The 25,305-nt window shown below is 68.6% G+C and carries 22 protein-coding genes; 8 read left to right on the top strand and 14 right to left on the bottom strand.

The genetic code is table 11. The annotated features are described in order from the left end of the window. Positions 1-39: 39 nt before the first annotated feature. Positions 40-1,440: a GH1 family beta-glucosidase gene (locus tag ABD678_RS06125; protein WP_425561973.1), complete on the bottom strand. Its 1,401-nt coding sequence runs from the start codon at positions 1,438-1,440 to the stop codon at positions 40-42. 257 nt (positions 1,441-1,697) lie between these two features. Between ABD678_RS06125 and ABD678_RS06120 the strand changes: the two genes are divergently transcribed. Continuing rightward, on the top strand, positions 1,698-3,566 hold the full coding sequence (locus ABD678_RS06120) for an ABC transporter ATP-binding protein (protein ID WP_344754779.1): 1,869 nt from the start codon (positions 1,698-1,700) through the stop codon (positions 3,564-3,566). An 86-nt stretch (positions 3,567-3,652) separates the two neighbouring features. On the opposite strand, the gene ABD678_RS06115 is transcribed toward ABD678_RS06120, so the two are convergent. The 7 genes from ABD678_RS06115 to gabT all read right to left on the bottom strand — a co-directional run bounded on the left by ABD678_RS06115 (position 3,653) and on the right by gabT (position 10,237). Further along, the gene (locus tag ABD678_RS06115; protein ID WP_344754777.1) at positions 3,653-4,444 is read right to left on the bottom strand and encodes a TrmH family RNA methyltransferase; all 792 of its coding nucleotides are present in this window, start codon (positions 4,442-4,444) and stop codon (positions 3,653-3,655) included. Between the two features lie 3 nt (positions 4,445-4,447). After that, the gene (locus ABD678_RS06110; protein ID WP_344754774.1) at positions 4,448-4,822 is read right to left on the bottom strand and encodes a type II toxin-antitoxin system PemK/MazF family toxin; all 375 of its coding nucleotides are present in this window, start codon (positions 4,820-4,822) and stop codon (positions 4,448-4,450) included. Then, a complete protein-coding gene (locus ABD678_RS06105) occupies positions 4,819-5,067 on the bottom strand; it encodes a ribbon-helix-helix protein, CopG family (RefSeq protein ID WP_344754772.1) in 249 nt (82 codons plus the stop codon). The genes ABD678_RS06110 and ABD678_RS06105 overlap by 4 nt, the downstream gene beginning before the upstream one ends. Before the next feature lie 92 nt (positions 5,068-5,159). After that, entirely contained in the window at positions 5,160-5,918 is a 759-nt protein-coding gene (locus ABD678_RS06100; RefSeq protein ID WP_344754770.1) for an SDR family NAD(P)-dependent oxidoreductase, read from the bottom strand. Between the two features lie 34 nt (positions 5,919-5,952). Further along, positions 5,953-7,113, bottom strand: a complete 1,161-nt coding sequence (locus tag ABD678_RS06095; RefSeq protein ID WP_344754768.1) for a thiolase family protein — start codon at positions 7,111-7,113, stop codon at positions 5,953-5,955. Between the two features lie 105 nt (positions 7,114-7,218). Then, positions 7,219-8,682, bottom strand: a complete 1,464-nt coding sequence (locus ABD678_RS06090; protein ID WP_425561972.1) for an NAD-dependent succinate-semialdehyde dehydrogenase — start codon at positions 8,680-8,682, stop codon at positions 7,219-7,221. 169 nt (positions 8,683-8,851) lie between these two features. Then, complete coding sequence (gabT, locus tag ABD678_RS06085; protein ID WP_344754764.1) at positions 8,852-10,237, bottom strand: 4-aminobutyrate--2-oxoglutarate transaminase; 1,386 nt, start codon at positions 10,235-10,237, stop codon at positions 8,852-8,854. Positions 10,238-10,320: 83 nt separating this feature from the next. Here gabT and ABD678_RS06080 point away from each other — a divergent pair, with 83 nt between their 5' ends. Beyond that, the gene (locus tag ABD678_RS06080; protein ID WP_344754762.1) at positions 10,321-11,865 is read left to right on the top strand and encodes a PucR family transcriptional regulator; all 1,545 of its coding nucleotides are present in this window, start codon (positions 10,321-10,323) and stop codon (positions 11,863-11,865) included. A gap of 23 nt (positions 11,866-11,888) precedes the next feature. Here the strand turns inward: ABD678_RS06080 and ABD678_RS06075 are convergent, their stop codons facing one another. Genes ABD678_RS06075 through ABD678_RS06050 form a run of 6 tightly spaced genes read right to left on the bottom strand, consistent with a single transcriptional unit; the run spans position 11,889 to position 18,432 of the window. Beyond that, complete coding sequence (locus ABD678_RS06075) at positions 11,889-13,094, bottom strand: serine hydrolase domain-containing protein (RefSeq protein WP_344754760.1); 1,206 nt, start codon at positions 13,092-13,094, stop codon at positions 11,889-11,891. Further along, complete coding sequence (locus ABD678_RS06070; protein ID WP_344754758.1) at positions 13,091-13,915, bottom strand: ATP-binding cassette domain-containing protein; 825 nt, start codon at positions 13,913-13,915, stop codon at positions 13,091-13,093. The genes ABD678_RS06075 and ABD678_RS06070 overlap by 4 nt, the downstream gene beginning before the upstream one ends. Next, positions 13,912-14,874, bottom strand: coding sequence for an ABC transporter ATP-binding protein (locus tag ABD678_RS06065; RefSeq protein ID WP_344754756.1), 963 nt, complete (start codon positions 14,872-14,874; stop codon positions 13,912-13,914). The genes ABD678_RS06070 and ABD678_RS06065 overlap by 4 nt, the downstream gene beginning before the upstream one ends. After that, entirely contained in the window at positions 14,871-15,773 is a 903-nt protein-coding gene (locus tag ABD678_RS06060) for an ABC transporter permease (RefSeq protein ID WP_344754753.1), read from the bottom strand. Before ABD678_RS06060 ends, ABD678_RS06065 begins: the two co-directional genes overlap by 4 nt. Further along, positions 15,770-16,786, bottom strand: a complete 1,017-nt coding sequence (locus ABD678_RS06055; protein ID WP_344754751.1) for an ABC transporter permease — start codon at positions 16,784-16,786, stop codon at positions 15,770-15,772. Before ABD678_RS06055 ends, ABD678_RS06060 begins: the two co-directional genes overlap by 4 nt. Before the next feature lie 47 nt (positions 16,787-16,833). Continuing rightward, complete coding sequence (locus ABD678_RS06050; protein WP_344754749.1) at positions 16,834-18,432, bottom strand: ABC transporter substrate-binding protein; 1,599 nt, start codon at positions 18,430-18,432, stop codon at positions 16,834-16,836. Between the two features lie 115 nt (positions 18,433-18,547). Here ABD678_RS06050 and ABD678_RS06045 point away from each other — a divergent pair, with 115 nt between their 5' ends. The 6 genes from ABD678_RS06045 to hpaD all read left to right on the top strand — a co-directional run bounded on the left by ABD678_RS06045 (position 18,548) and on the right by hpaD (position 25,269). Continuing rightward, positions 18,548-19,453, top strand: coding sequence for a LysR family transcriptional regulator (locus ABD678_RS06045; protein WP_344754747.1), 906 nt, complete (start codon positions 18,548-18,550; stop codon positions 19,451-19,453). Positions 19,454-19,594: 141 nt separating this feature from the next. After that, positions 19,595-21,085, top strand: a complete 1,491-nt coding sequence (locus ABD678_RS06040) for a fumarylacetoacetate hydrolase family protein (RefSeq protein ID WP_344754745.1) — start codon at positions 19,595-19,597, stop codon at positions 21,083-21,085. After that, complete coding sequence (locus ABD678_RS06035; RefSeq protein ID WP_344754743.1) at positions 21,082-21,759, top strand: GntR family transcriptional regulator; 678 nt, start codon at positions 21,082-21,084, stop codon at positions 21,757-21,759. Before ABD678_RS06040 ends, ABD678_RS06035 begins: the two co-directional genes overlap by 4 nt. Next, the gene (gene dapA / locus ABD678_RS06030) at positions 21,756-22,730 is read left to right on the top strand and encodes a 4-hydroxy-tetrahydrodipicolinate synthase (RefSeq protein ID WP_344754741.1); all 975 of its coding nucleotides are present in this window, start codon (positions 21,756-21,758) and stop codon (positions 22,728-22,730) included. Before ABD678_RS06035 ends, dapA begins: the two co-directional genes overlap by 4 nt. Next, entirely contained in the window at positions 22,730-24,223 is a 1,494-nt protein-coding gene (gene hpaE / locus ABD678_RS06025) for a 5-carboxymethyl-2-hydroxymuconate semialdehyde dehydrogenase (RefSeq protein ID WP_344754739.1), read from the top strand. Before dapA ends, hpaE begins: the two co-directional genes overlap by 1 nt. Further along, the gene (gene hpaD / locus ABD678_RS06020) at positions 24,220-25,269 is read left to right on the top strand and encodes a 3,4-dihydroxyphenylacetate 2,3-dioxygenase (protein WP_344754737.1); all 1,050 of its coding nucleotides are present in this window, start codon (positions 24,220-24,222) and stop codon (positions 25,267-25,269) included. The genes hpaE and hpaD overlap by 4 nt, the downstream gene beginning before the upstream one ends. Positions 25,270-25,305 lie beyond the last annotated feature (36 nt).

Raw genomic sequence — 25,305 nt, 5'->3', positions numbered from 1 at the left:
AGCCGAAGCCACGAACGACCTGCTCCCATTGTGGTCGGGTCATCCTCGCTGCGGATGACCCGACTGGCCGGCGATGGTCCTCCGGTACCAGTGCGCGCTCAGTTTCGGAATCCGCTCCTGAGTGCCGTAATCGACGTGGACGAGGCCGAAGCGTTTGCCGTAGCCCTCCGCCCACTCGAAGTTGTCGAGAAAGCTCCACGCGTAGTAGCCACGCAGATCGACGCCGGAGCGGATGGCCCTGGCCGCCGCATCGAGATAGCCCCGGAGGTAGGCGACGCGCTCGGTATCGGCGACGACACCATCCGGGTCGACGTAGTCGTCGTAGCTCGCGCCGTTCTCGGTGACGTAGATCGGAAGGTTGGAGTACTCGGTCGAGACCCTCTGGAGAACCGCGGCGAGCGAATCCGGGGTCACCGACCATCCGAACGAGGTCGACGCCGGTTCGGCCGGGTGGTCCGAGACCTTCAGGCGCCCTGCCTCGTCGTCATGCGAGGCGATCAGTCGCTGGTAGTGGTTCACGCCGACGAAGTCGGTGGGCGCGGCGATGAGCTCCAGATCGCCCGGACGGATGTGGCCGGCGAGTTCCGGGAAGACCGCGTGGACCTCCGCGGAATAGCCGCCGGAATACACCGGGTCGAGGAACACGCGGTTGCTTGAGGCATCCAGGCGTTCGGCCGCAGCCGAGTCAGCCGGGTCGTCGGACTCGGGAAGCACCTCGGTGACGATGTTGCAGATGCCGACGGCGGCATCCGGCCTTTCACTTCGGATCGCGGCGAGCGCGAGCCCGTGCGCGAGGTTCAGGTGATGGGCGGCGGCGATCGCAGCGAGTTCGTCGCGGCGGCCGGGCGCGTGGGCACCCGTCCCATAGCCGAGGAATGCGCTGCACCACGGCTCGTTGAGCGTCACCCAGTCGGTGGCGAGGTCGCCGAGGGCGCGCACCACGAGTCGTGCATACTCAGCGAAGTGTTCGGCGGTGGCGCGAGCCGGCCAACCGCCTGCATCCTCGAGGGGCTGGGGGAGGTCCCAGTGATAGAGGGTCACGAGCGGGCGGATGCCGCGGTCGCGAAGGCCGCCGAGCAGGTCGTGGTAGAACGAGACGGCTTGTGGGTTGAGCCCGCCCCGCCCGGTGGGTTGCAGCCGCGACCAGGAGACCGAAAGACGGTAGTCCTGCACGCCGAGATCCACCAGCAGGTCCAGGTCGTCGCTCCAGCGGTGGTAGTGGTCGCAGGCCACGTCTCCCGTGTCGCCATGCCGGGTGAGGCCGGGAGTCATGGAGAAGGTGTCCCAGATGCTCGGCCCTCTTCCTCCCTCGCTCGCAGCGCCTTCGATCTGGTAGGCGGCCGTGGCAAGGCCCCAGCGGAAGTCGGAAGGGAACGCTCCGGGGTCCAGAAGCGCTGCCTCCACGTCGAGGCGCTGCGCGATTCTGCGACTGGCGTTCATCGTCATTGACTGGTTCTCCCTGCGGGCCGGGCATGGTGCTCGATGCCGATTTCTTACTTATTCTACGGCTTACTATAACTATTACTATAACTGAGCACAAGCAGAATCCAGGAACGCTCCCCGACCGCAGGCTGCCCGCTCGCACGCCGCAGCAGGTCAACTACAGTGGACAGAGTGTCCGGTATCTCCCCCGTTCTGAGCAATCACGACGACCATCGCGTGGCGCCGCACTCCTCGACCCGCTGGCGGGAGGAAGAGTGAGTACGACCACCACGAACCGTGGGGGCACGAGACGCGGGCGGGGCGGCACCGGTGACGAGGGCCCGCGTGCCCGTTTCAGCCAGCTGCTCCCCTACCTTCTCGAACACAAGAAGGTGCTCACGTTCGTCACCGTTCTGAGCGTGCTCGGGGCGGCCGCGAGCCTCGCCCAGCCGCTCCTCGTGAGCCAGGTCATCACGCTCGTCGAGAAAGGCAGCGGGCTCGGCGCGCTCGTCTGGCTGCTCGTCGGGCTCGTCGTCGCATCCGGGCTCATCTCCGGCTACCAGCACTACCTGCTGCAGCGCACCGGCGAAGGCGTCGTGCTCTCCAGCCGAAAGCGTCTCGTCGGGCGGATGCTGCGCCTGCCGATCAGCGAGTTCGACACGCGCCGCACCGGCGACCTGGTCTCCCGCGTCGGCTCGGACACCACACTCCTCCGCGCCGTGCTCACCCAGGGGCTCGTCGAGGCGATCGGCGGCTCGCTCACGTTCATCGGCGCGCTCGTCGCCATGCTCATCATCGATCCCGTGTTGCTCGGGCTCACGGTGCTCGTGATCGCCGTCTCGGTCGTGACGGTCACGCTGCTCGCTTCCCGCATCCGGGTCGCCAGCCAGCAGGCACAGAACCGGGTCGGCGACCTCGCGGCATCCGTCGAACGCGCGATCAGCGCAGTGCGTACCGTGCGGGCCGCGAATGCGACCGACCGCGAGATCGCCGCAGTCGAGGACGATGCCGTCGGCGCCTGGAGGATGGGGATCACCGTTGCGAAGATCTCCGCCCTCGTCGTGCCGGTCGCGGGGATCGCGATGCAAGTGTCGTTCCTCGTTGTGCTCGGCGTCGGCGGATTCCGGGTCGCGAGCGGCGCGATCACGGTGGCGTCGCTCGTCGCGTTCATCCTGTTCCTGTTCCTCATGATCCTGCCGCTCGGGCAGGCGTTCGGGGCAGTCACCTCGGTGAACGCCGCGCTCGGAGCGCTCGGGCGCATCCAGGCGATCATCGACCTGCCGAGCGAAGGCGAAGCGGATGCGGTGGTCTCGCCTGCTGCGCCGGTCGAATCGGATGACGCGATCAGTTTCGAGGGAGTGTCGTTCGGGTACTCGCAGTCGTCTCCGGTCGAGCCCAACTCTCCGGTCGAGCCGGATGCTTCTCCGGTCGAGCCTGATGCTTCTCCGGTCGAGCCTGTCGAGACCGGTGTCCTTCACGACGTCACCTTCGGCGCACCCCGTGGCACGCGTACCGCACTCGTCGGCCCGTCCGGCGCCGGCAAGAGCACGATCCTCGCCCTCATCGAGCGGTTCTACGACCCGGATGCCGGGGCGGTGCGCCTCGGCGGGGTCGACATCCGGGCTCTCGACCGAGAGGAGCTGCGCGCGCAGATCGGCTACGTCGAACAGGATGCGCCGGTGCTCGCCGGAAGCATCCGGCAGAACCTCACCCTCGCCACCCCGGATGCGACGGATGCGCAGTGCATCGACGTGCTGCATGCGGTCAACCTCACCGAGGTTCTTGAGCGGAACCCGCTCGGCCTCGATGCGCCAGTCGGCGAGGACGGCGTGATGCTCTCCGGCGGCGAGCGCCAGCGGCTCGCGATCGCGCGCGCCCTGCTCGCGGCCCCGCCCATCCTGCTGCTCGACGAGTCGACCTCCTCCCTCGACGGTCTCAACGAGCAGTTGCTCCGCAAAGCGATCGACGCGGTCGCCGAGAACCGCACCCTCATCGTGATCGCGCACCGACTCTCGACCGTCGTCGACTCCGACCAGATCGTCGTGCTCGACCATGGCCGCGTCATCGGCGTCGGCACGCACTCCGAACTGATCGCCTCGACGCCCCTCTACAAGGAGCTCGCGCACCACCAGCTCCTGGCCTGATCTGGCCGATGGTCCCTGAAAGGGTCCCGAAGTGCCCTTCCCGTTGCCTCCGAAGGGCACTTCGGGACCCTTTCGTGGCGCCGTCCTCAGGCGAGCGCCCACATCGCGACGGCGGCCGCCGCGGCGACGTTGAGCGAGTCGATGCCGTGCCGCATCGGGATCTGGACGATCGTGTCCGCGGCGGCCAGGGCATCCGGGGTGAGACCGTCGCCCTCGGTGCCGAGCACGAGCGCCACGCGTTCGGGCGGGGTCGCGGCGAAGTCGCGCAGGCTCACCGCGCCGTCGGCGAGGGCGAGAGCTGCGACATGGAACCCGGATGCCGTGAGCAGTTCCCGGGTCGAAGTCCAGTCCCCGATGCGCGTCCACGGCACCTGCAGCACGGTACCCATCGACACGCGGATCGCCCGCCGGTAGAACGGGTCGGAGCAGCGCGGGGTGACGAGCACGGCATCCGCACCGATCGCCGCGACCGAACGGAAGATCGCGCCCACGTTCGTCGGGTCGACGACGTTCTCGAGCACCACGATGCGACGGGCTCCCGCGAGCAACGCCCTTGGCTCCGGCAGCGGCGGGCGCTCCAATGAGGCGATGAGCCCGCGGTGGAGGAGGTAGCCGGTGAGCTCGGCGAGCAGTTCGCCGGGACCGGAGAACACCGGAACGTCCGGCCCGACGAGGGCGACGGCCTGCTCGACCGAGTCGCCGAGCGCGAGCACCGCGCGCGGCGTGTGACCCGCACGAAGAGCCCGCTCCAGCACGAGCGCCGACTCGGCGATGTAGAGGCCGTGGGGGCCGCGACCGTTCTTGAGCCCGACATCCGTCGCGTGGGCGAAGTCGGCGAGTCGGGGGTCGGCCAAGTCGGCAATCTCGATGACGGGCATCCGTCACCGCGCCTGGTTGTACAAACCAAGAACCAGACGTAAGCCGGCGTCGATATCGGTCATGAGATAGTCGGGAATCGACCCGGCCGGCCCCGACAGCGTGAGGGTGTCCACTGTCATCACTTGCGAGAGGTTGACCGTTGAGTCTCGAGGCAGCCCGGATGCCGACGCGGGCAGGAAGACATTGCCGGGTATCGTCGCCAGTCCCACGTTGCTCGTCACCACTGCGACAATGCACGTCGCGATCGCGCTGCGGTTGAACCGATCGTCCTGCACCACAACCACTGGTCGTCGATAGTCAGGTTCACTCCCCGTCGGCGAGCCGAAATCCTTCCAGTAGATCTCGCCACGAGCCGGCGTGATGACGTGGCCTGTCACCAGTGTTCGGTCTCCGTCTCGGCGGCCAGCCACGCGTTGTTGTGGCGGATGACGGCTTCGTCACGCGGATCACCGACCGTGGCGATCGCGGCATCGATCCTCGTCGTCAAGTCGTCGTCCCGAAGCGCGGCGAGGTAGCGCTCGGCAGCGGCCGAGAAGAACGCCGACCGGCTCATACCAGTGCGCGCCGCCGCATCATCGACCCGTGCAAACAGCTCATCGGGAACAGAGATCGCGGTCTTCATCGCCCCAGTATAACTCGGTATTACTGCTGAAGGTCGACCCATCCGAGCAGGTTAGCGCGGTCGCCCATGACCAGCTCCGACTTCTCCACAGGCTACTTCGGCTGCATCCGGATGGCGCCGTCGAGCCGGATGACCTCGCCGTTGAGCATCGGGTTCTCGACGATGTGCTTCACGAGCGCCGCGTATTCCTCCGGTCGGCCGAGGCGCGATGGATGCGGCACCTGCGCTCCGAGGGAGTCGCGCGCCGCCTCCGGCAAGGCCGCCAACATCGGGGTGTCGAACGTTCCCGGCGCGATCGTCATGACACGGATGAGTCGCGCCGCGAACTCGCGGGCGAGCGGCAGCGTCATCGCCGCGACCGCGCCCTTCGAGGCGGCGTACGCTGCCTGGCCGATCTGCCCGTCGAACGCGGCGACCGACGCCGTGTTGACGATGACGCCGCGCTCCGACTCGCCCTGTCGCGACCCGCCCACCGGCTCCGTCGCCGCCATCGCCTCGGAGGCGAGCCGGATGACGTTGAACGTTCCGATCAGGTTCACCCGGATGACCCGCTCGAACCGGTCGAGCGCCAGCGGCCCCTCCTTGCCGAGGGCACGCTCCGCGGTCGCGACGCCGGCACAGTTGACGACGATCCGCAGCGGCATGGTCGCCATCGCGATGGCAGCCCGCACCTGCGCCTCGTCGGTGACGTCCGCGGGGGCGAACACGACATCCGGAACCTGCTCGCCCTTCGAGTTCGGCAGGTCGAGGATCACGACCTCGGCGCCGGCCGCGGCGAGCGCCTGCGCCGTCGCAAGCCCGAGGCCCGAGGCGCCGCCGGTGACGAGCGCCGAGCATCCGCCGATGTTCATTCAGAGACCTCCTGCATGGTTTCCTCCTACCGGCTCAGAGCCGTTCGATGATCGTCGCGTTGGCCATGCCGCCGCCCTCGCACATGGTCTGGAGACCCCAACGGCCGCCGCTCGCCTCGAGCTGGTTGACGAGGGTCGTGAGCAGACGAGTTCCGGATGACCCGAGCGCGTGCCCGAGCGCGATCGCCCCGCCGCGCGGGTTGAGCTTGTCGGGGTCCGTGCCGAGCTCCTTCTGCCAGGCGAGCGGCACGGATGCGAAGGCTTCGTTCACCTCGTACCAGTCGAGGTCGTCGATCGTGAGGCCGGCGCGCTCGAGCACCCTGCGGGTTGCCGGGATGACGCCCGTGAGCATGAAGATCGGGTCGCTGCCGGTCACGGCGAAGGCGTGGAATCGCGCCCTCGGCTTCAGGCCCAGGCTCTCGGCGCGCTCGGCGCTCATGATGAGGGCGGCGGATGCACCGTCGGTGAGCGGGCTCGAGTTGCCGGGCGTGATCCGCCAGTCGAGTTCGGGGAAGCGATCGGCGAGCTCGTCGGTGCGGAATGCCGGGTTCAGGCCGGCAAGTCCCTCGGCGGTCGTGGTGTCGCGCACCGTCTCATCGATCGTGTGTCCGTCGACCGGGACGATCTCATCCGCGAACGCCTCCCGCGCCTCGACCGCGAGCCGGTGCGATCGGGCCGAGAACGCATCGAGCACGTCGCGGTCGAGCCCCCACTTGTGCGCGATGAGTTCGGCGGAGACACCCTGGTTGACAAGCCCTTCGGGGTAGCGGGCGCGCAGCTTCGAGCCGTAGCGGTCCATGCCAGCCGCGGAGGTGCCGAGCGGGATACGGCTCATCGACTCGACACCGCACGCGATCGCGATGTCGTACTGGCCCGTCATGACGCCCTGCGCCGCGAACATCGCAGCCTGCTGGCTCGACCCGCACTGCCGGTCGACGGTCGTGCCGGGCACCGAATCGGGGAAGCCTGCCGCGAGCAGCGCATTCCGCGCGACGTTGTAGCCCTGCTCGCCGATCTGCGACACGCATCCGCCGATCACGTCGTCGACCAGTGCTGGGTCGAGGTCGCTGCGCTGAACAAGCGTTTCGAGCACCCCCGCGAGCAGGTCGACCGGGTGGATGCCGGAGAGCTGACCGCCCGGCTTGCCACGGCCGGAGGGGGTACGGATGACGTCGACGATGACTGCTTCGTGCATAGTCCCAGCCTACGGTCGATGCGCGTTCGCCGCCGAGGTTGACCGGCGGCCGAGACGGCCGTCGGCGCTGGCACCGGCAGCGAAGGCGAGAAATCGCCTTCGCTCTCAGCCGGAGTGCGCGGGCGTCAGCGTGTACTTCGTCGAGAGGTATTCGTGGATGCCCTCGAAGCCACCCTCGCGGCCGAGGCCGGACTGCTTGACGCCTCCGAACGGCGCCGCCGCGTTCGAGGCGACCCCGACGTTCAGGCCCATCATGCCCGTGTCGATCGCGTCGATCATCCGCTGGCCGCGCGCGAGGTCCTTCGTGTAGACGTAGCCGATGAGGCCGTACTCCGTGGCGTTGGCCATGCGCACAGCATCCGCCTCGTCTTTGAAGGTGGCGATCGACAGCACCGGCCCGAAGATCTCCTCGCTCAGGATGTCGCTCCCGGGCTTCACCTCGCTGATGACGGTCGGCTCGAAGAAGGTCCCATCGCCGGCGATCGCCGAGCCGCCGGTGTGCACCTTCGCGCCGCGTTTCACGGCATCCGCCACGAGCGCGCCGACCTTCTCGACCGCCTTCGTGTCGATGAGCGGGCCGATCGTGACGCCGTCGTCGGTGCCCCGACCCACCTTGAACGCCTTGACGCGCTCGGTCACTTTCTGCGCGAACGCGTCCGCGACCGACTCCTGCACGATGAAACGGTTGCCCGCCGTGCAGGCCTGGCCGATGTTGCGGAACTTCGCGATCATCGCGCCGTCGACCGCCGCATCGAGGTCGGCATCCTCGAAGACGACGAACGGGGCGTTGCCACCGAGCTCCATCGAGGTGCGCAGCACGCCGTCGGCCGCCTGCTTGAGCAGCGCGACGCCGACCGGGGTCGACCCGGTGAAGCTCAGCTTGCGCAGGCGCGAATCGGCGAAGATCGGCTTCGAGACGGCGCTCGACGACGATGTCGTGAGCACGTTGACGACCCCGGCCGGCAGCCCGGCCTCCTCGAGCAGCTTCACGAAGGCGAGCGTCGTGAGCGGTGTGAGCGCGGCCGGCTTGACGACGACCGTGCAGCCCGCGGCGAGCGCCGGCGCGATCTTGCGGGTCGCCATCGCGAGCGGGAAGTTCCACGGCGTGATGAGGTAGCAGGGGCCGACCGGCCGCTGCGTCACGATCATCGTGCCAGTGCCCTCGGGGTTCGAGCCGTAGCGGCCCTGGATGCGCACCGCCTCCTCGCTGAACCAGCGCAGGAACTCGCCGCCGTACTTGACCTCGCCCATAGACTCGGCGAGCGGCTTGCCCATCTCGAGCGTCATGAGCAGAGCGAAGTCGTCCGCGCGCTCCATGAGGAGGTCGAAGGCACGGCGCAGGATGTTGCTGCGCTCGCGCGGCGCGGTCGCCGCCCAGGAAGCCTGAGTGTCGGCCGCGGCATCCATCGCCTTCTGCGCGTCCTCGGCCGTCGCATCCGCGATCGTACGGATGACCTTTCCGGTCGAGGGATCCTGCACGTCGAGCGTGCCGCCACCGGATGCCGCCACCCACTTCCCGGCGATGAACAGTTTGTCCGGGACCGAAGCCAACAGCTCGGCCTCGCGCACTTCACTCACGAGCACACCTCTTTCTCACCACTGCGGTTGCAGCACTGCCGTTGTCGACACCGCCGACGCCGACGTCATCGCCGGACTTCCCACTCCTCCAGAATACGGCGCAGGGAGGCGAGCCGGCCGCCGCATCCGGTCGCCGCATCCGGGTATCGACACGAGGCCTTCACCTCGCGCCCCCCGAGGCGAACACATCCGCGAGCACGTCGAGGCCCTCGCCCAGGAGCGACTCGTCGATCACCAGGGGTGGCAGCAGTCGCACGACGTTGCCCAGGGTTCCGCAGCGCAGCAGGATGACGCCGTGACGATGCGCGAAGTCGACGACCGCCTCCGCCAGCGCGGCGTCGGGCTCCAGCGTCCCCGCCTTCACGAGCTCCATCGCGATCATCGCGCCGCGACCGCGCACATCGCCGACCCTCGGGTCCGCTGACTGGAGGGCACGCAGCCGCTCGAAGACCACCTCGCCGAGCCGGCGGGCCCGATCGACCAGCCCGTACTCCTCGATCATGCGATGGCTGGCGAGGGCGGCGACGCAGGCCAGCGGGTTGCCGCCGTAGGTGCCGCCGAGTCCACCGCGCTGCGGGGCGTCCATGATCTCCTGGCGGCCCGTGACGGCCGCGAGCGGCAGCCCGGCGGCGATACCCTTGGCCGTCACGATGAGGTCGGGCTCGACCTGCTCGTGCTCGGACGCGAACATCGCCCCCGTGCGGGCGAAGCCGGTCTGCACCTCGTCGGCGATGAAGACGACTCCGTTGGCCCTGGCCCAGGATGCCAGCTCGCGCAGGAAGCCGTCGGCGGGGACGATGAACCCTCCTTCACCCTGGATGGGCTCGAGGATGATGGCGGCAAGGTTCTCGGCGCCGACCTGGCTCTCGATCCCGGCGATGACCTGTGCCGCAGCGGCTTGCCCGGAGCGACCTCCGTCGCGGAACGGGTAGGACATCGGGGCGCGATAGACCTCGGGAGCGAACGGGCCGAAGCCGGACTTGTACGGCTGATTACGCGCGGTGAGCGCCATGGTGAGGTTCGTGCGCCCGTGGTAGGCGTGGTCGAAGGCCACGACGGCGGGCCGTCCCGTGTACCGGCGGGCGATCTTGACCGCGTTCTCGACCGCCTCGGCGCCGCTGTTGAAGAGCGCGGTGCGCTTGTCGAAGTCGCCGGGAGTGATGCGGTTGAGCAGTTCGGCCACTTCGACGTATGGACCGTAGGGGGTGACCATGAAGCAGGTGTGGGTGAACTGGTCGAGTTGGGCCTTGACCGCATCGACGACGGGCGGGGCGCTGCTGCCGACGCTCGTGACCGCGATTCCGGAGGCGAAGTCGATGAAGGAGTTCCCGTCGACGTCGACCAGCACCCCTCCTCCCGCTGCGGCGGCGTAGACGGGGAGAGTGGTGCTGACGGCGGCGGAGACGGATCGGCGACGACGGTCATCCCATTCCGTCGACCGCGGCCCCGGCATCGCCCCCGCGAGCGATCTGATCTGAGGCAGGGACGTGGTCCCGCCACCGGTGAGAGGCGGTCTCGCCACGGCGAGGGTTTCGGGGAGGTTCATGGGGGAAAGAATAGGCGGACCGCGCCGGCGATGAGTGGCATTACTGCACAGTGGTGGGCCAGCTGTTGTGCAACACTGACAGGATGATCCGCCTCGCCCAGATCCTGGAACTCCCCGCGCTCTCACTGACCCCTCTCACCGTCGTCGATCCGGATGCCGGAGTCAGCTGGGTGGCCACGAGCGAGCTGGAGGACCCCAGCCCGTTCCTCGAAGGCGGCGAGATCCTCCTGACAACCGGCCTGACCGAGAGGACGGGAGCGGGCTGGCGCGAACTGGTGCGGCGTTGCCTGGCCGCCGGCGTCGTCGCGATCGGGTTCGGGGTCGGGCTCACGCACGACGAGGCGCCGGCCGCGCTGGTCGAGTCGGCCCGGGAAGAGGGTCTGAACCTTTTCACCGTGCCTCGCCACGTGCCCTTCATCGCCGTCAGCCGCGCCGTCGCCGAGCTCCTCGAGAAAGCGGAGAGGCTGGGCATCCGCGAGTCTCTCGACCACCAGCGGATGCTCACCAGGATCGCGGTGTCGAACCCCGGTGGCGCCGCCGTCCTGGAGGCGCTGGGGGCGATCGTCGATGGAGAGGCGATCCTCACGAACCCCCGCGGAGACCTGCTGGCCGGGACCGCCCACGGTCCGCGCAACGACGACCTGCTCGACCGGGCCAGACCGCTCGTCGCCCGCCTCGTCGGGTCCGATGGCCGCGGTGCCGCATCGGAGGTCACTGTGTCGACGCGGTTGACGGTGCACCCGGTCGGCATCGGCGACGAGGTGGACGCCTACCTCGTCCTCTCCACCGACGGTCCGCTCACCGTCCCCCTCCGCTCGGCGGTCACCACGTCCATCGCACTCCTGGCGCTCGATCGCCGGCGCGCCCAGGCGGAACGGCAGGCCGACCGGCGATTGCGGTCAGGTGTGTACTCCCTCCTGATCCGCGGTGAGCTGGCCGCCGCGCAGGCGCTCCTCGGCGACACGTCGCCCGGCACCGGTCTTCCCCCCGGCCCGGCCGTCGTCGTCCGTGCTCAGGGCGATGCCCGGATGATCGAGGCGGCTCTGAACCGCCTCGAGACGCAGGTAGGCCTCGCCGACCGCTGTCTGCCGGCCCGCGTCGTCCCGACGGAGGGGAGTTCGCACCCCTGGGAGTCGCTCGCGATCGTCGTCGACGAAGCCACCGCCGCGAGCACGGACTTCACGAGCACCCTCCACGGCCTCACGGCGGGCGTCGGCCCCACGGTCTCCGCCACGGAACTCCGTTCGAGCGAGTCGGCGGCGCTCGACGCGCTCGCCTTCGCCACCGAGCGACGACCGATCGTCCGCTGGTCGGAACTCAGCGAGCAGGGCGTCGACGCCCTGCTCCCGCCCTCGGCGCTCCAGGCCTACGCGACCGAGCTGCTGCGCGACATCACCGGCCGCGCCGACAGCGCCGACCTCATCGACGCCCTCCATGCCTTCCTCGTCCACAACGGTCACCTGGGTGCGGCAGCGCGTTCGCTCGGCGTCCATCGCAACACGATGACGAACCGGCTGGCGGTGGCGGAGACCGCGCTCGGCCGATCGCTCCTCGACCCGCAGACCCGCGCCGACCTCTGGATCTGCCTGAAGTCCCTGGTCGCCGAAGGCAGGCGCACCCCGCTCTGACCGGCCCGTCGGCCGGCCATGGATCACTCCAGGGCCGCGCACAACTCCTGGAAGAGCCGGGCATGATCCGAGTTCATCGTCCTGCCCAGCGCCTCGGGGGCGGAGGAGAACTTCACGATCACGGTCCTGGTCGGAGGATCGAGCCAGACGTACTGGCCATGGATCCCCACCGCGTAGACGCTGCCCCGTTCGTTGCCGGTCGCCCACCAGTGGTTCTTGTACGAGCCGTTCGGATGGATGTCCTGGTACGGCAGACCGCGGGCCGCCTCGGGGTCGCCCCCGGCCATGGTCGCCCGCACCCAGCCATCGGACACGATCCGCCGACCATCGAACTCCCCTCCGGCGAGCATGAGCCGACCGACTCCGGCGAGGTCGCGCGCCGTGCAGGAGATGCCGCCGTTCGCGAAGGCGAAGCCGCTCGAGTCCACGGTGATCCGCGCATCCGACTGCGCATCCAGCCTGGACCACACCCGCTCCCCGACGACCTCGTGGTAGCGCTTCCCGGTCACGACCTCCACGAGCCAGGCCAGGACGTCGGTGTTCGCCGAGCAGTACTGGAACACCTTCCCGTGCTCGCCGGCGGGCCGAAGCCCCATCAGGAACTCGTGGGTGTCCCTGGGATCCGTATCGAAACGCGTCCTCCAGCCGGCGACCCGGTCGTGGGCGCGCACATGGGAGTTCAGGTCGGCGTACTCCTCCAGGTACTCGACCGCCACCGTCATGTCGAGCACCTGCTGCACCGTGGCAGTGCCGTAGGCGCTCTCGGCGAGTTCGGGGATGTAGTGCGCGACGGTGCGGCTCGGCTCGATCAGCCCGTCGTCGGCGAGCGCGCCCACGACGATGCCGCAGATCGACTTCGACACCGACATGAGCAGGTGCCGGTCATCCGGACGGGACCCCTCCCCGTACCATTCGCCCACGATCCGATCCTCGTGGACGACGAGGATGACATCGGTCCAGGTCTGTGCCAGTCGCCGTTCGAGCTCCGGCACCTTCCCGCTGAACGCATCGAGGTCGTTCACGGCCTTCTGCGACCGCTCCCTGCCGGTCGAGATGCTCACGCTCGTGACGAACTCGTCGACGTGCGAGAACGTCCAGCGGTTGAACGGCGGATCCTGCCAGGTGTCGATGGTCGGCCGCTCCTGGTCCATGCCGCGCTCGCGCAGTTGGCGCCCTCGGGCTGTTGCAGGCTCCGACATCCCGGCGGATGTCCAGGCGGTTCCGGTCACTGCGTCGTCCTCCGTAGCTTCGTGGGAATGGTGTCGGCACCGCGGGGCTTCGCCCCCGGGGCCTCCGGCATGGCGTCGATCAACTGCTTCGTGTACTCGTGTCGAGGGCTGGTCAGCACCTGGGCCGCCGATCCCGATTCCACGAGCTGTCCCCGTCGCATGACGCCGACGGTGTCGCACAGGTAGCGGATGACGTCCAGGTCGTGGGAGATCATGAGGTAGGTGAGGCCGTACTGGGCTCGCAGCTCCTGCAGCAGGTTGAGCACCTGCGCCTGCACCGAGACATCCAGGGCGCTCGTCGGCTCGTCGAGGACGAGCAGGCGCGGCCGGGTGGCGAGCGCTCGGGCGATGCCCACCCGCTGGCTCTGTCCGCCGGAGAGCTGATGGGGCAGGCGGGTGGCGAATCCGGCGTCGAGCCCGACCTCCTCCAGCAACTGTCCGACGCGGTCGTCGAGTGCGCGCCCCCGCACCGTGGTGTGGGTGAGCAGCGGTTCGGCGATGGAGTCCCGGACGGTCATGCGCGGGTTGAGCGCGGCCACCGGGTTCTGGAACACCATCCCCATCTCGGCCCGGACCGGTCGCATCGCCCGCTCGGTGAGCCCGGTGATGCGCCTCCCATCGAAGCGGGCCTCCCCCGAGTTCAGCGGGATGAGCCCGAGAGCGCACCGGGCGATCGTGCTCTTGCCCGAGCCGGACTCCCCCACGAGGCCGAACGTGGTCCCCTCCTCGATCTCGAAGGAGACATCGTCGACGGCCCGTACCTCCTGGCGGTGCGCCCGGTAGATCTTCACGAGGTTCTGCACCGCGATCAGCGCGCTCATATCTCCCCCGCCCGGATGCAGGCCACTCCGTGGCCTGCCGACAGCTCCTCGAGGAGCGGGTCGATCTCACGGCAGGCGGCGATCGCATAGCGGCACCGGTCCGCGAAGGCGCACGCGGTGACCGCGAGCAGATTGCCGGGGACCGCACCGGGAATCGCCTCGAGCGGGCTGCCAGGGGTCTGCCTGCTGGGCAGCGCATTGAGGAGTCCCCGCGTGTACGGATGCTGCGGATCCTGCAGCACCTCGGCGGTCGGGCCCGACTCCACGACCCGGCCGGCGTAGAGCACCGCGAGCCTGTCGCAGAGCTCGTTCACGACCCCGAGGTTGTGCGTGATGAAGAGGACGCCGAAGCCGAACTGGTCGCGCAGCCTCCGGATGAGCTGCAGGATCTGCTTGGCGATGGTGACATCCAGCGCCGTCGTCGGCTCGTCGAGGACGAGGAGCCGCGGCTCGCACAGCAGGGCCATCGCGATCATCGCGCGCTGGAGCATCCCGCCGGAGAGCTCGTGCGGAAAACTGCGGTAGACCCGGTCCGGGTCGGGCAGCCCGACCTCAGCGAGATAGTGCAGGATGTGCTCTCGCGCCTCCCCGCGCCGCAGTCCCCGATGCCGGCGGATGACGTCGCGCATCTGGGCGCCGATCGTGAAGACCGGGTTGAACGCGGTGCCCGGGTTCTGGAAGACGAGTGAGACGATCCTTCCGCGGGTGTCGGCCGAGGGTTTCGTGAAATCCTGCTCCACCCCGTCGAGGACGATCCGGCCGTTCGGCTGCGCGCCCTGGGGCAGCAGCCCGAGCACCGCGAGGCCGGTGAGGGTCTTGCCGCATCCCGTCTCCCCGACGACTCCGAGGATCTCGCCTTCGCCGATCGTGAGCGAAATGCCGCGCAGCGGCCGGTTCTTCGGCTTCCCCCGCTCGAGGAATGTCACCGTGAGGTCATCCACGACCAGCAGCTCGCTCATCGTTTCACCGACCTCGGGTCGAAGATGTCCCTCAGCGAGTCCCCGATGAGGTTGAAGCCGAGTACCGTCACGAAGAGCGCGAGGCCGGGGAACGTGGAGATCCACCACTGGGTGAAGATGAGCCCGCGGCCTTCTGCCACCATGAGCCCCCAGTCCGGCTCCGGCGGCTGGGCGCCCAGGCCGATGAACGCCAGCGCCCCGGCCGCGAGCACGACGCTCCCGATGTCCACCGTGGCCTGCACGAGGATCGGGGTCAGGGAGTTGCGCAGGATGTGGCGGGGGATGATGCGCCAGGTCGGCACCCCGATCGCGCGCGCGGCCTCGACGAACGGGCGGCCGCGCAGCGATTGTGCTTCCGCTCTCACCAGTCGGGCGTACCAGGGCCACCACGACACCGCCAGGGCGATTCCGGCGTTGACGAGGCTCGGTCCGAGAATGGCGACGGTGACCATGGCCAGCAGCAGGGGCGGGAAGGACTGGAAGACCTCGGTGACTCTCATGAGCACCTGGTCGACCCAGCCTCCCCGGTAGCCGGCGATGGCTCCGAGGGGTATTCCGATGACCATGGCCAACAGGACGACGAACACCGAGATCAGGAGAGCGGGCCTGGCTCCCATGATGATCCGGCTCAGCACGTCACGGCCGAGCTGGTCGGTGCCGAAGAGGTACTCCGCGCCCGGGGCGAGCCCCCTCAGCGATGGGCGCGGCGAGCCGAGCCCCTGCTCCGGATACGGCGCGATCCACTGGCCGAACAGGGCGAGTACCAGGACGAGAACGACGATGGCGACCCCGACCATCGCCATCGGGTCGCGAGCCAGCACGCGACGGATGCGGGTGAAGGGGCGTTCACCGAGCGGGACGAAGGCGGCCAGCGGCGGCACCCCGGATGCAGAGGTCATGACAGTCGAGCTCTCGGATCGAGTCGGGCCTGGACGATGTCGACGACCAGGTTGGCGACGAGGTAGCCCGCCGCGCTGAGCATCGTGATCGCCACGATCGCGGGATAGTCGACCGCGAGCATCGCGCCCGCGGCGAATTGCCCGATACCGGGCCAGTTGAACACGATCTCCACGTAGAAGGTCCCGGTGAGCGTGTAGGCCGCGGCGAGCCCGACGATCGTCATGGTCGGCGGAAGCGCGTTCCTGAGGGCGAGCTTCCAGCGGATGAGCCCCTCCCTCAGACCGTAGGCCCTGGCCGTGAAGACGAAGTCCTGTTCCGCCACGTCGAGCATCGAGGCCCTCGTCATCCGGGCGATGAGGCCGAGCGGATATGCGGCGAGGGTGAGTGCGGGGAGTATGACGTGCGCGAGCCCGTCGGAGTACGCGACCCAGTTGCCGGTGAGCAGGCTGTCCAGCAACGGGAAACCCGTAACGCTGGTGATGGGGCTCAGATACTTGATCTCGGTGCTGAACTGCCCGGTCGCCGGCAGGATGCCGAGGGCGCCGACGAAGAAGACCTGCAGGAGGAGACCCAGCCAGAACGCCGGCATCGAGACGCCGCCGATGGAGAGGAAGCGGATGACCATGTCGAGTATCCGGCCGGGTCTGCGGGCGGCGATCACCCCCAGAATGACACCGACCACGAGGGCGAAGAGCATGGCCACCGCGAGCAGTTCGAGGGTTGCGGGGGTGCGGAGTGCGAGTTCGTCGAGCACCGGGCGCTTGGTGGCCAGGGAGTTGCCCCAGTCGCCCGTGACGAGTCCGCCCAGGTAGCGGAAGAACTGGAGGTAGAGCGGCTGGTCGAGTCCGAGCTCGGCGGTCACCCGCGCCAGCTCCTCCGGCCGGGCCTTGGGTCCGGCGTAGATCACGGCGGGGTTGCTCGGGATGAGACGCGTGAGCAGGAACACGATGACCGACAGGCTGAACAGGACGATCGCCGAGGTACCGACGCGTTTGAGCAGGAAAAGTGTCAAGGTTGCCCCCTAGTCCGGGGTGGGCCCGAAGACCCACCCCGAACTCATCAGGACGCCGGAGTGATCGGCGCGAAGAACGTCGTGAACGGGTAGTTCTCGTTGAATTGTCCGACGTTCAGGTCAGGCGGTGACACCAGGATCGCTTGCGTGTCGTAGAGGAAGATGGCCGGAGCCTGGTCGACGAGCAGGTTCATCGCCTCGATGTACTTCGCCTGCGCTGCGGCACGGTCACTGCCCGAGAGCACCGCCGCGTCGTCGATCATCGTGTCGAACTGCGCGTTCTTCCAGTAGCTGAGGTTGAAGAACGGCGCTTCGCTCGAGTGGAAGAGCGACCAGAGGTTGTCGGCACCGGCGTCGCTGTAGGTCGGCCAGTAGTACAGGACGAAGATGTCCTGGGCAGAAGCAGGGTCGGCCTTCGCGTTCTCCCACTGCTGGTTGAACAGCTCTCCACGGACCTCGACATCGACCCCGATCTGAGCGAACGCATCCTTGATCAGCGGCACGAAGTTCGCCTCTGCCGAGTTCTCCGACGCGTAGGTGAGGACGAGGTCGAAGCCGCCGCCTTCGTGGCCGGCCTGAGCGAGGAGGTCGCGTGCCTTGTCCAGGTCCTGCGTGTAGACGGGGACATCGTCGGAGTACGGGAAGATGCCCTTCGGTACCGCCGCGCGCGACTGTGTTCCGTAGCCCTGGGCGCCGACATCGATGATGTCGTCGTAGGGCACCGCGTAGCTGAGCGCCTGGCGGACCATGGGGTCGTCGAGTGGCGGGCGCGTGGTGTTGAACAGGGCGACGAAGTTGAACGGCGAGTTGGAGGTCCGCACCTCGGCGCCGATGGAATCCGCGACCGTCTTCACGTTCGCCAGCGGGATGTTCGTGGCGAGGTCGACCTCGCCGCTCGTCAGCATCTGCTGCGAGGTCACCGCATCCGGCGTGATCGCGATGTCCACGATGCTGTAGTACGGCAGCGCATCCTTGTTCCAATAGTCGTCGTACCGCTTCAGCACGACCGACGAGCCGGGCGTGTAGGAGTCGACGGTGAAGGGGCCGCTCCCGGCGTCCTTGCCCTCCTCGAAGTAGTTCTCGTCGGCGTCCGCAGCGGCGAGGGCCTTGGGCGAGACGATCCACGACCCGTAGGTGGAGGCGGCGATGAGGTCGAGCGGGGCGGCGTAGGAGAGATGGAACACCGCGGTGTATTCGTCCGTGGCCTCGATGGACTCGAGCGGCGCCCAGATGAACGACGCACCGCCCTTGGCCTTGGCCGCCTCGATGCTCAGTTTGACGGCCTCCGCGTTCACGGGCTCGCCATCATGGAAGGTGGCGCCTTCGCGGATGTCGAATGTCCAGGTCAGTCCGTCGGAGCTGGCCGCCCAGGTCTCCGCGAGGCCGGGGGTGAACTCCTCGGCCGCGCCATCCGGATTGCGCCAGATCAGCGTCTCGTAGACGTTGCCCATGTACAGGGCCTCCGTCGAGAACGAGGTCACCGGGTTCCAGGTGGTGACGGCCGCGGATGCCGCGACCTTCAGCACGGTCGTGCCGCCGGGTTCGTTTCCGTTGTTCGTGGCGGTACACCCGGAAAGCACTACGGCGCTCGCGAGTACCAGCGCCACAGTGAGCCGCGGTGTACGGCGAAGCTGCGTGACTTCCATGTCAGGCCTCCTGTTGTGGGGCCCCGTGAGGGGCAGGGTTGAGTACAGACTATGGACCAGAGCGATAACCCGCTAATACTGTATTTAAGTAAACCCGATACCTTGGAGGCATCGATTGGAACTTCGACTGCTGCACTACTTCACGGCCGTGTGCGAGCACGGATCCCTCCATGCCGCGGCGGCCGAGGTGCATGTGGCCCAGCCGTCGCTCAGCCGGCAGATCCGGCGACTCGAGTCCGACCTGGGCTTCACCCTGTTCGACCGGACACCACGCGGCCTCGTCCCGACTGCGGCCGGCCGCGCCTTCCTGCCCGTCGCCCGCGACCTGCTCACCCGGGCCGTACAGGCGGAGGCCACCTCCGCCGCGATCGCCCGCGGCTGGGTCCCGCAGCTCAACCTCGTCGCCGCGCCGACCACCGTCGCCGACATCATCGCACCCTTCATCGTTCGCACTGGGCAGGACGGCACCATCGGAAACGTGATCGAGGCGAACCCCGAGCGGGTCTATCCGCGGCTCTGGGCCGGCGATGCGGACTTCGCGGTGGGCACCAGGATCCCGCCGGCCGACCTCGAATACCGGGTCATCGGCCACGCCTACCTGTGGGCCCAGGTGCATCCGGAACATCGCTTCGCCGGCCGCGAGAGCATCTCGATGACGGAACTGGTCACCGAGCCCATCATCGCCATGACTCCCGCCCACGGCGTGCGCCAGATGTTCGACACGGCCGTCGCCACCGCCGGACTCACCTATGCTGCGGCGGTCGAGACCGAGTCGACGGCGACGGCGCAGGCCCTCGCCGCGGCGGGTCGCGGCGTCTGCGTCCTGTCCGACGACGCTCGGTACGGCCTTCAGAGCGTGCCCATCCGGGTGCGAGGGCAGGACCTCATCATCACTCTGTTCGGGGTGTGGGGTCCGTTGCACTACGCGTCGGCGCAGATCGGCGACACCCTCGACGAGCTCAGCGAGTTCATCGCCGAGCTGTATCCGCAGGTGGCGGGGGGCCTGGCGGTCCAGCTCTGAATCGCCCGTACCATCGCCTCCGGGTTGCGGCGTCCCTCCGCCCTTCGGCACCTGGGCTCCTGGGAAGGAGCGAGGGTCTTGCGGTGGCGGCCCGAGTGTGCTGAGATCGTATATTATTTCGTACACCACTGGAGGTGCCGGGTGACCGAGCTCGAGACGCTGTTGGGATCCCGCCCGGGCAAGGTCATCGCCGTCCACCTCAACTACCCGAGCCGTGCCGCCCAGCGCGGGCGCACCCCCGAACAGCCCGGCTACTTCCTCAAGCCCTCGACCTCGCTCTCGGCATCCGAGACCCCGATCGAGCGGCCGGCCGGATGCGAGTTGCTGGCCTTCGAGGGCGAGATCGCACTGATCATCGGCAAGGTTGCGCGACGGGTCTCACCGGAGGACGGCTGGTCGTACGTCTCGGGTGTCACCGCCTCCAACGACTTCGGCGTCTACGACCTCAAATACGCGGACAAGGGCTCCAACCTCCGCTCGAAGGGCGGGGACGGCTACACCCCCATCGGGCCGGCGATCCTCGCCGCCAACCTGCTCGACCCGGCCGGGCTGCGCATCCGCACCTGGGTGAACGGCGAACTCGTGCAGGACGACACCACGGCGACGCTCCTGTTCCCGTTTGGGCAGCTCATCGCCGACCTCTCGCAGCTCGTGACCCTCGAGCCGGGCGACATCATCCTCACGGGAACTCCCGCGGGGTCGACCGTGGTGCAGCCGGGCGACACGGTCGAAGTCGCGGTCGAGGACGCCGAGGGCCGCACGACCGGGCGCCTCGTGACACCGGTTATCGAAGGGGTCACGGCGTTCGGGGACTACGGCTTCGGGCCGCGGGTCGATGACGAGCTACGGGTCGAGGCCTTCGGCTCGGCGGAGGCTGTTCCGACGGCGCCGACGGCCGGCCGGGAGGAGAAGCCGCGCTCGCTTCCCGGCTCCAGCACACTCACCGACGAGCTCACCGCGAAGATCAACTCGGTCGGCACCGCGACCCTCAGCTCACAACTGCGCAAGCGCGGCCTCAACACGGTGTCGATCGACGGTCTCACTCCGACGCAGCCGGGCACGCGCCTCGTCGGCCTCGCCCGCACCCTGCGCTTCATCCCCGGCCGCGAAGACCTCTTCGCCTCCCACGGCGGCGGTTTCAACGCGCAGAAGCGCGCCTTCGACTCGCTGAATCCGGGCGAGGTGCTCGTGATCGAAGCCCGCGGTGAGAAGGGCACAGGGACGGTCGGCGACATCCTGGCCCTGCGCGCGCAGGTGCGCGGCGCGGCCGGCATCGTGACGGATGGCGGCGTCCGCGACCTCGACGCCGTGACCGCCCTCGGCATCCCGACCTACCATGCCGGGCCGCACCCTGCGGTGCTCGGCCGCCGCCATGTGGCCTGGGAGACGGATGTCACGGTCGCGTGCGGCGGCACAGCCGTGCAGCCCGGCGACGTCATCGCCGGGGACGGCGACGGTGTGCTCGTCATTCCGCCTTCCCTCGTCGAGGAGGTCGTCGAGGATGCGATCGAGCAGGAGCGACAGGAGACCTTCATCGCCGAGATGGTCGCCGCGGGCGAGAGCGTCGACGGCCTCTACCCGCTGAACGCCGTGTGGAAGGCTCGATACGAGCAGTGGCTGGAGGCGCGATGACCACCACCGCGATCGCGACGCAGAGCAAGTCGCAGCTCGCCTACGACTTCATCAAGTCCCGCATCGAGAACTCGAGCTACACCCCCGGCTACCGCCTCGTGCTCGGGGCGATCGCCGGCGAACTCGGCGTGAGCGTCGTGCCGGTGCGGGAGGCGATCCGCCTGCTCGAGGCCGAGGGGCTCGTGCAGTTCGAACGCAATGTCGGCGCGCAGGTCGCGATGGTCGACCCGCGCGAGTACGAGGTGACCATGCAGACGCTGAGCCTCGTCGAGGGCTGGGCGACCGCGGCATCCGCCCCGTTCATGACCCCGGATGACGTGGCCCGCGCGCGGGCGATCAACGACGCGCTCGCCGAGAGCCTGCACCACTTCGACCCTGTGGCCTTCACCGCGCTGAACCTCGACTTCCACGCCGTGCTCTTCGAGCACTGCCCTAACCCGCACATCCGTGAGCTCGTCGACCGCGGCTGGGCGCGGCTGCGGGCGCTGCGGGAGTCGACGTTCAGCTTCGTGCCGGGCCGCGCGCGGGAGTCGGTCGCCGAGCACGAGGCGATTCTCGGGCTCATCGAGGCCGGCGCCGAGACCTTCGAACTGGAGCTCGCCGCCCGCAACCACCGGCTCGGGACGCTCGACGCCTTCCTCGCCCACCAGCACGCCCACAAGGAGACAGCATGAAGTTCCGCAGTGACCCGAGCAGGATCCGCGGATCCATCGCCCCGCTCATGACACCATTCACGAGGGCAGGGCCCGTCGACCACGAGAGCCTCACCAACCTCGTGAACTGGCAACTGGCATCCGGCAGCCACGGCATCTCGATCGGCGGTTCGACCGGCGAGCCGAGCGCGCAGACGATCGCCGAGCGCGCTGACGCCATCCGCACGGTCGCCGCTGCTATCGGCGATCGCGTGCCCTTCATGCCGGGTACCGGATCCGCGAAGCTCGATGAGACCCTCGAACTCACCGCTGCCGCACGCGATGCCGGCGTCGACGCCGCCCTCATCATCACCCCCTACTACGCCCGCCCCACCCAAGAGGCGCTCTATCGCTGGTACAAGACGGTCGCCGAAGAGTTCCCTGACCTGCCGATCGTCGCCTACAACGTGCCCTCCCGCACCGCGGTGGACATCGCCCCGGAAACCGTGGCCCGCCTGTTCCGCGACGTCGAGAACTTCGTCGGCGTCAAGGAGACCACGAAGGACTTCGAGCACTTCTCCCGCGTGCTGCACCTGTGCGGGCCCGAGCTGCTCGTCTGGTCAGGCATCGAGCTGCTGTGCCTGCCGCTCATGGCTCTCGGCGGCGCGGGCTTCGTGAGCGCGACCGCCAACATCGCTCCCACCGCCGTCGCCCAGATGTTCGAGGCCTGGGAAGCGGGCGACTTCGCCCGCGCCCGCGAACTGCACTACGGCCTGCACCCGCTCGTCGACCTGCTCTTCGTCGAGACGAACCCGGCCCCCGGCAAGTGGGTGCTCGAGCAGCGCGGACTCATCTCGAGCGGCCACGTGCGCTCGCCCCTCATCGAGCCGACGGATGCCGGGCTCGAGAAGATACGACAGCTCATGGCCGAGGGCGAGCAGTACCTGAGCCCAGTCGCCGGTTACACGGTCGACGGACACACCACTCGCGGCTACACGACAGGAGGCAGCTGATGCACTTCGTCCCCGAAAACCTGCCGGACCGCATCCGGCACTACATCGACGGCGAGTTCGTCGAGAGCGTCGATGGCTCGACCTTCGACGTGCTCGACCCTGTCTCGAACACGACCTACGTGCAGGCAGCCTCCGGCAAGCAGGCCGACATCGACCGGGCTGTCGCCGCGGCCAAGCGCGCCTTCGATGACGGACCCTGGCCGCGCATGAAGAACCGCGAGCGGGCGCGCATCCTGAACCGCATCGCCGACCAGGTCGAGGCTCGGGATGCCGAGCTCGCCGAACTCGAGACCTTCGACACCGGCCTGCCCATCACCCAGGCGCTCGGGCAGGCCCAGCGGGCGGCGGAGAACTTCCGCTTCTTCGCCGACCTGATCGTCGCGCAGCGCGATGACACCTACCAGGTGCCCGGCGCCCAGGTGAACTACGTGCACCGCAAGCCGGTCGGGGTCGCCGGACTCATCACGCCGTGGAACACGCCGTTCATGCTCGAGAGCTGGAAGCTCGCTCCCGCGCTCGCCTCCGGCTGCACGGTCGCGCTCAAGCCCGCCGAGTTCACGCCGCTCTCGGCGAGCCTGTGGGCGGGGATCTTCGAGGAGGCCGGGCTCCCGAAGGGCGTCTTCAACCTCGTCAACGGGCTCGGCGAGGAGGCCGGCGATGCGCTCGTCAAGCATCCGGATGTCCGTCTCATCTCGTTCACCGGCGAGACGACGACAGGGCAGACCATCTTCACCAACGCCGCCCCGCACCTCAAGGGTCTTTCGATGGAGCTCGGCGGCAAGTCCCCGGCGATCGTCTTCGCCGACGCCGACCTCCCCGCCGCGATCGATTCGACCCTGTTCGGGGTCTTCTCGCTCAACGGCGAACGCTGCACGGCGGGAAGCCGCATCCTCGTCGAGCGCTCGATCTACGACGACTTCGTCTCGCAGTACGCCGAGCGCGCGAAGAACATCGTCGTGGGCGACCCGCACGACCCGAAGACCGAGGTCGGCGCACTCGTGCATCCGGAGCACTACGCCAAGGTCATGAGCTACGTGGAGCTCGGCAAGGGCGAAGGGCGCCTCGTCGCGGGCGGCGGACGTCCGGAGGGGCTCGAGACCGGCAACTACGTCGCGCCGACCGTGTTCGCCGACGTGAAACCGGATGCCCGCATCTTCCAGGAGGAGATCTTCGGGCCGGTCGTGGCGATCACCCCCTTCGACACGGACGATGAGGCGCTCGAACTCGCGAACGCCGTCAAGTACGGGCTCGCCGCCTACCTGTGGACGAGCGATCTGAAGCGCGCCCACACCTTCGCGCACGGCATCGAGGCGGGCATGGTGTGGCTCAACTCGCACAACGTGCGCGACCTGCGCACCCCGTTCGGCGGGGTCAAGGCGAGCGGCCTCGGGCACGAGGGCGGCTACCGCTCGCTCGACTTCTACACCGAGCAGCAGGCCGTGCACATCAGCCTGTCCCCCGTCCATACCCCGAAGTTTGGAGCTTCACGGTGACCGCAAGTTTTGACATCATCCGCGCCGCGTACGCCGAGCTCATCGTGAGCGACCTCGCCGCGAGCCGCCATTTCTACGTCGACATCCTCGGCCTCGTCGTCACCCACGAAGACGACGACGCGATCTACCTGCGCGCCTTCGAGGAGTACCTGCACCACTCGCTCGTGCTGCGCAGAGGCCCCCAGCCCGCCCTCGCCGCCCTCGCCTACCGGGTGCGATCGCAGGCCGAGGTCACCAAGGCCGCCACCCACTTCGAGTCACTCGGCTGCCCGGTCGAGCACCGCGCATCCGGTGCCACCCGCGGGATCGGCGAGGCGGTGCGCGTCATCGACCCGCTCGGGTTCCCTATCGAGTTCTTCTACGACGCCGAGCATGTCGAACGGTACACGCGCCGCTATGACCTGCAGGGGACGGGGGCGATCTCGCGGCTCGATCACTTCAACATCCTCACCCCCGACGTGCCGGCCGCCCAGGCGCACTACGAGAGCCTCGGATTCAAGGTGAGCGAAGACATCCAGGATGACGCGGGCACCGTGTACGCGAGCTGGCTGTACCGCAAGGCGACGGTTCACGACATCGCCCTCACCGGCGGCGACGGGCCGCGCCTGCACCACATCGCGTTCGCGACCCACGAGCGCAACCAGATCGTCAACATCTGCGACACGCTCGGGGCACACCGCCGCTCCGACCACATCGAGCGCGGCCCCGGCCGTCACGGCGTCTCGAATGCCTTCTACCTGTACCTGCGCGACCCCGACGGTCATCGCATCGAGATCTACACCCACGACTACTACACGGGCGACCCCGACAACCCCACGCTCACCTGGGACGTGCACGACAACCAGCGCCGCGACTGGTGGGGAAACCCCGTCGTTCCCAGTTGGTACTCCGAGGCCTCCACTGTGCTCGACCTCGACGGCCGGCCAAAGCCTCTCGTCGAACGCGTAGAGGCCCAGGAGGCCGCGGTCACGATCGGTGCCGACGGTTTCTCCTACACGCGCGAGGGCGAGGCGATGCCCGAGTACAAGCTCGGAAACCAGGTCTAGTCAGCGACTGTCCGAGTGTGCGCGGGAAGTTGGTGA

Source organism: Leifsonella bigeumensis (assembly GCF_039537265.1).
Classification (GTDB): domain Bacteria; phylum Actinomycetota; class Actinomycetes; order Actinomycetales; family Microbacteriaceae; genus Terrimesophilobacter; species Terrimesophilobacter bigeumensis.
This window is presented reverse-complemented; position numbering and strand designations above follow the sequence as displayed.

What these genes read in the sequence shown, in the direction of transcription:
- ABD678_RS06070 (WP_344754758.1), bottom strand. Translation starts at nt 13,915, where the DNA reads ATGAGCGCGCTGATCGCGGTGCAGAACCTCGTGAAGATCTACCGGGCG.
- ABD678_RS06105 (WP_344754772.1), bottom strand. Translation starts at nt 5,067, where the DNA reads ATGAAGACCGCGATCTCTGTTCCCGATGAGCTGTTTGCACGGGTCGAT.
- ABD678_RS06115 (WP_344754777.1), bottom strand. Translation starts at nt 4,444, where the DNA reads ATGCCCGTCATCGAGATTGCCGACTTGGCCGACCCCCGACTCGCCGAC.
- ABD678_RS06065 (WP_344754756.1), bottom strand. Translation starts at nt 14,874, where the DNA reads ATGAGCGAGCTGCTGGTCGTGGATGACCTCACGGTGACATTCCTCGAG.
- ABD678_RS06080 (WP_344754762.1), top strand. Translation starts at nt 10,321, where the DNA reads ATGATCCGCCTCGCCCAGATCCTGGAACTCCCCGCGCTCTCACTGACC.
- ABD678_RS06035 (WP_344754743.1), top strand. Translation starts at nt 21,082, where the DNA reads ATGACCACCACCGCGATCGCGACGCAGAGCAAGTCGCAGCTCGCCTAC.
- gabT (WP_344754764.1), bottom strand. Translation starts at nt 10,237, where the DNA reads ATGAACCTCCCCGAAACCCTCGCCGTGGCGAGACCGCCTCTCACCGGT.
- ABD678_RS06050 (WP_344754749.1), bottom strand. Translation starts at nt 18,432, where the DNA reads ATGGAAGTCACGCAGCTTCGCCGTACACCGCGGCTCACTGTGGCGCTG.
- ABD678_RS06095 (WP_344754768.1), bottom strand. Translation starts at nt 7,113, where the DNA reads ATGCACGAAGCAGTCATCGTCGACGTCATCCGTACCCCCTCCGGCCGT.
- ABD678_RS06060 (WP_344754753.1), bottom strand. Translation starts at nt 15,773, where the DNA reads ATGACCTCTGCATCCGGGGTGCCGCCGCTGGCCGCCTTCGTCCCGCTC.
- hpaE (WP_344754739.1), top strand. Translation starts at nt 22,730, where the DNA reads ATGCACTTCGTCCCCGAAAACCTGCCGGACCGCATCCGGCACTACATC.
- dapA (WP_344754741.1), top strand. Translation starts at nt 21,756, where the DNA reads ATGAAGTTCCGCAGTGACCCGAGCAGGATCCGCGGATCCATCGCCCCG.
- ABD678_RS06100 (WP_344754770.1), bottom strand. Translation starts at nt 5,918, where the DNA reads ATGAACATCGGCGGATGCTCGGCGCTCGTCACCGGCGGCGCCTCGGGC.
- ABD678_RS06125 (WP_425561973.1), bottom strand. Translation starts at nt 1,440, where the DNA reads ATGAACGCCAGTCGCAGAATCGCGCAGCGCCTCGACGTGGAGGCAGCG.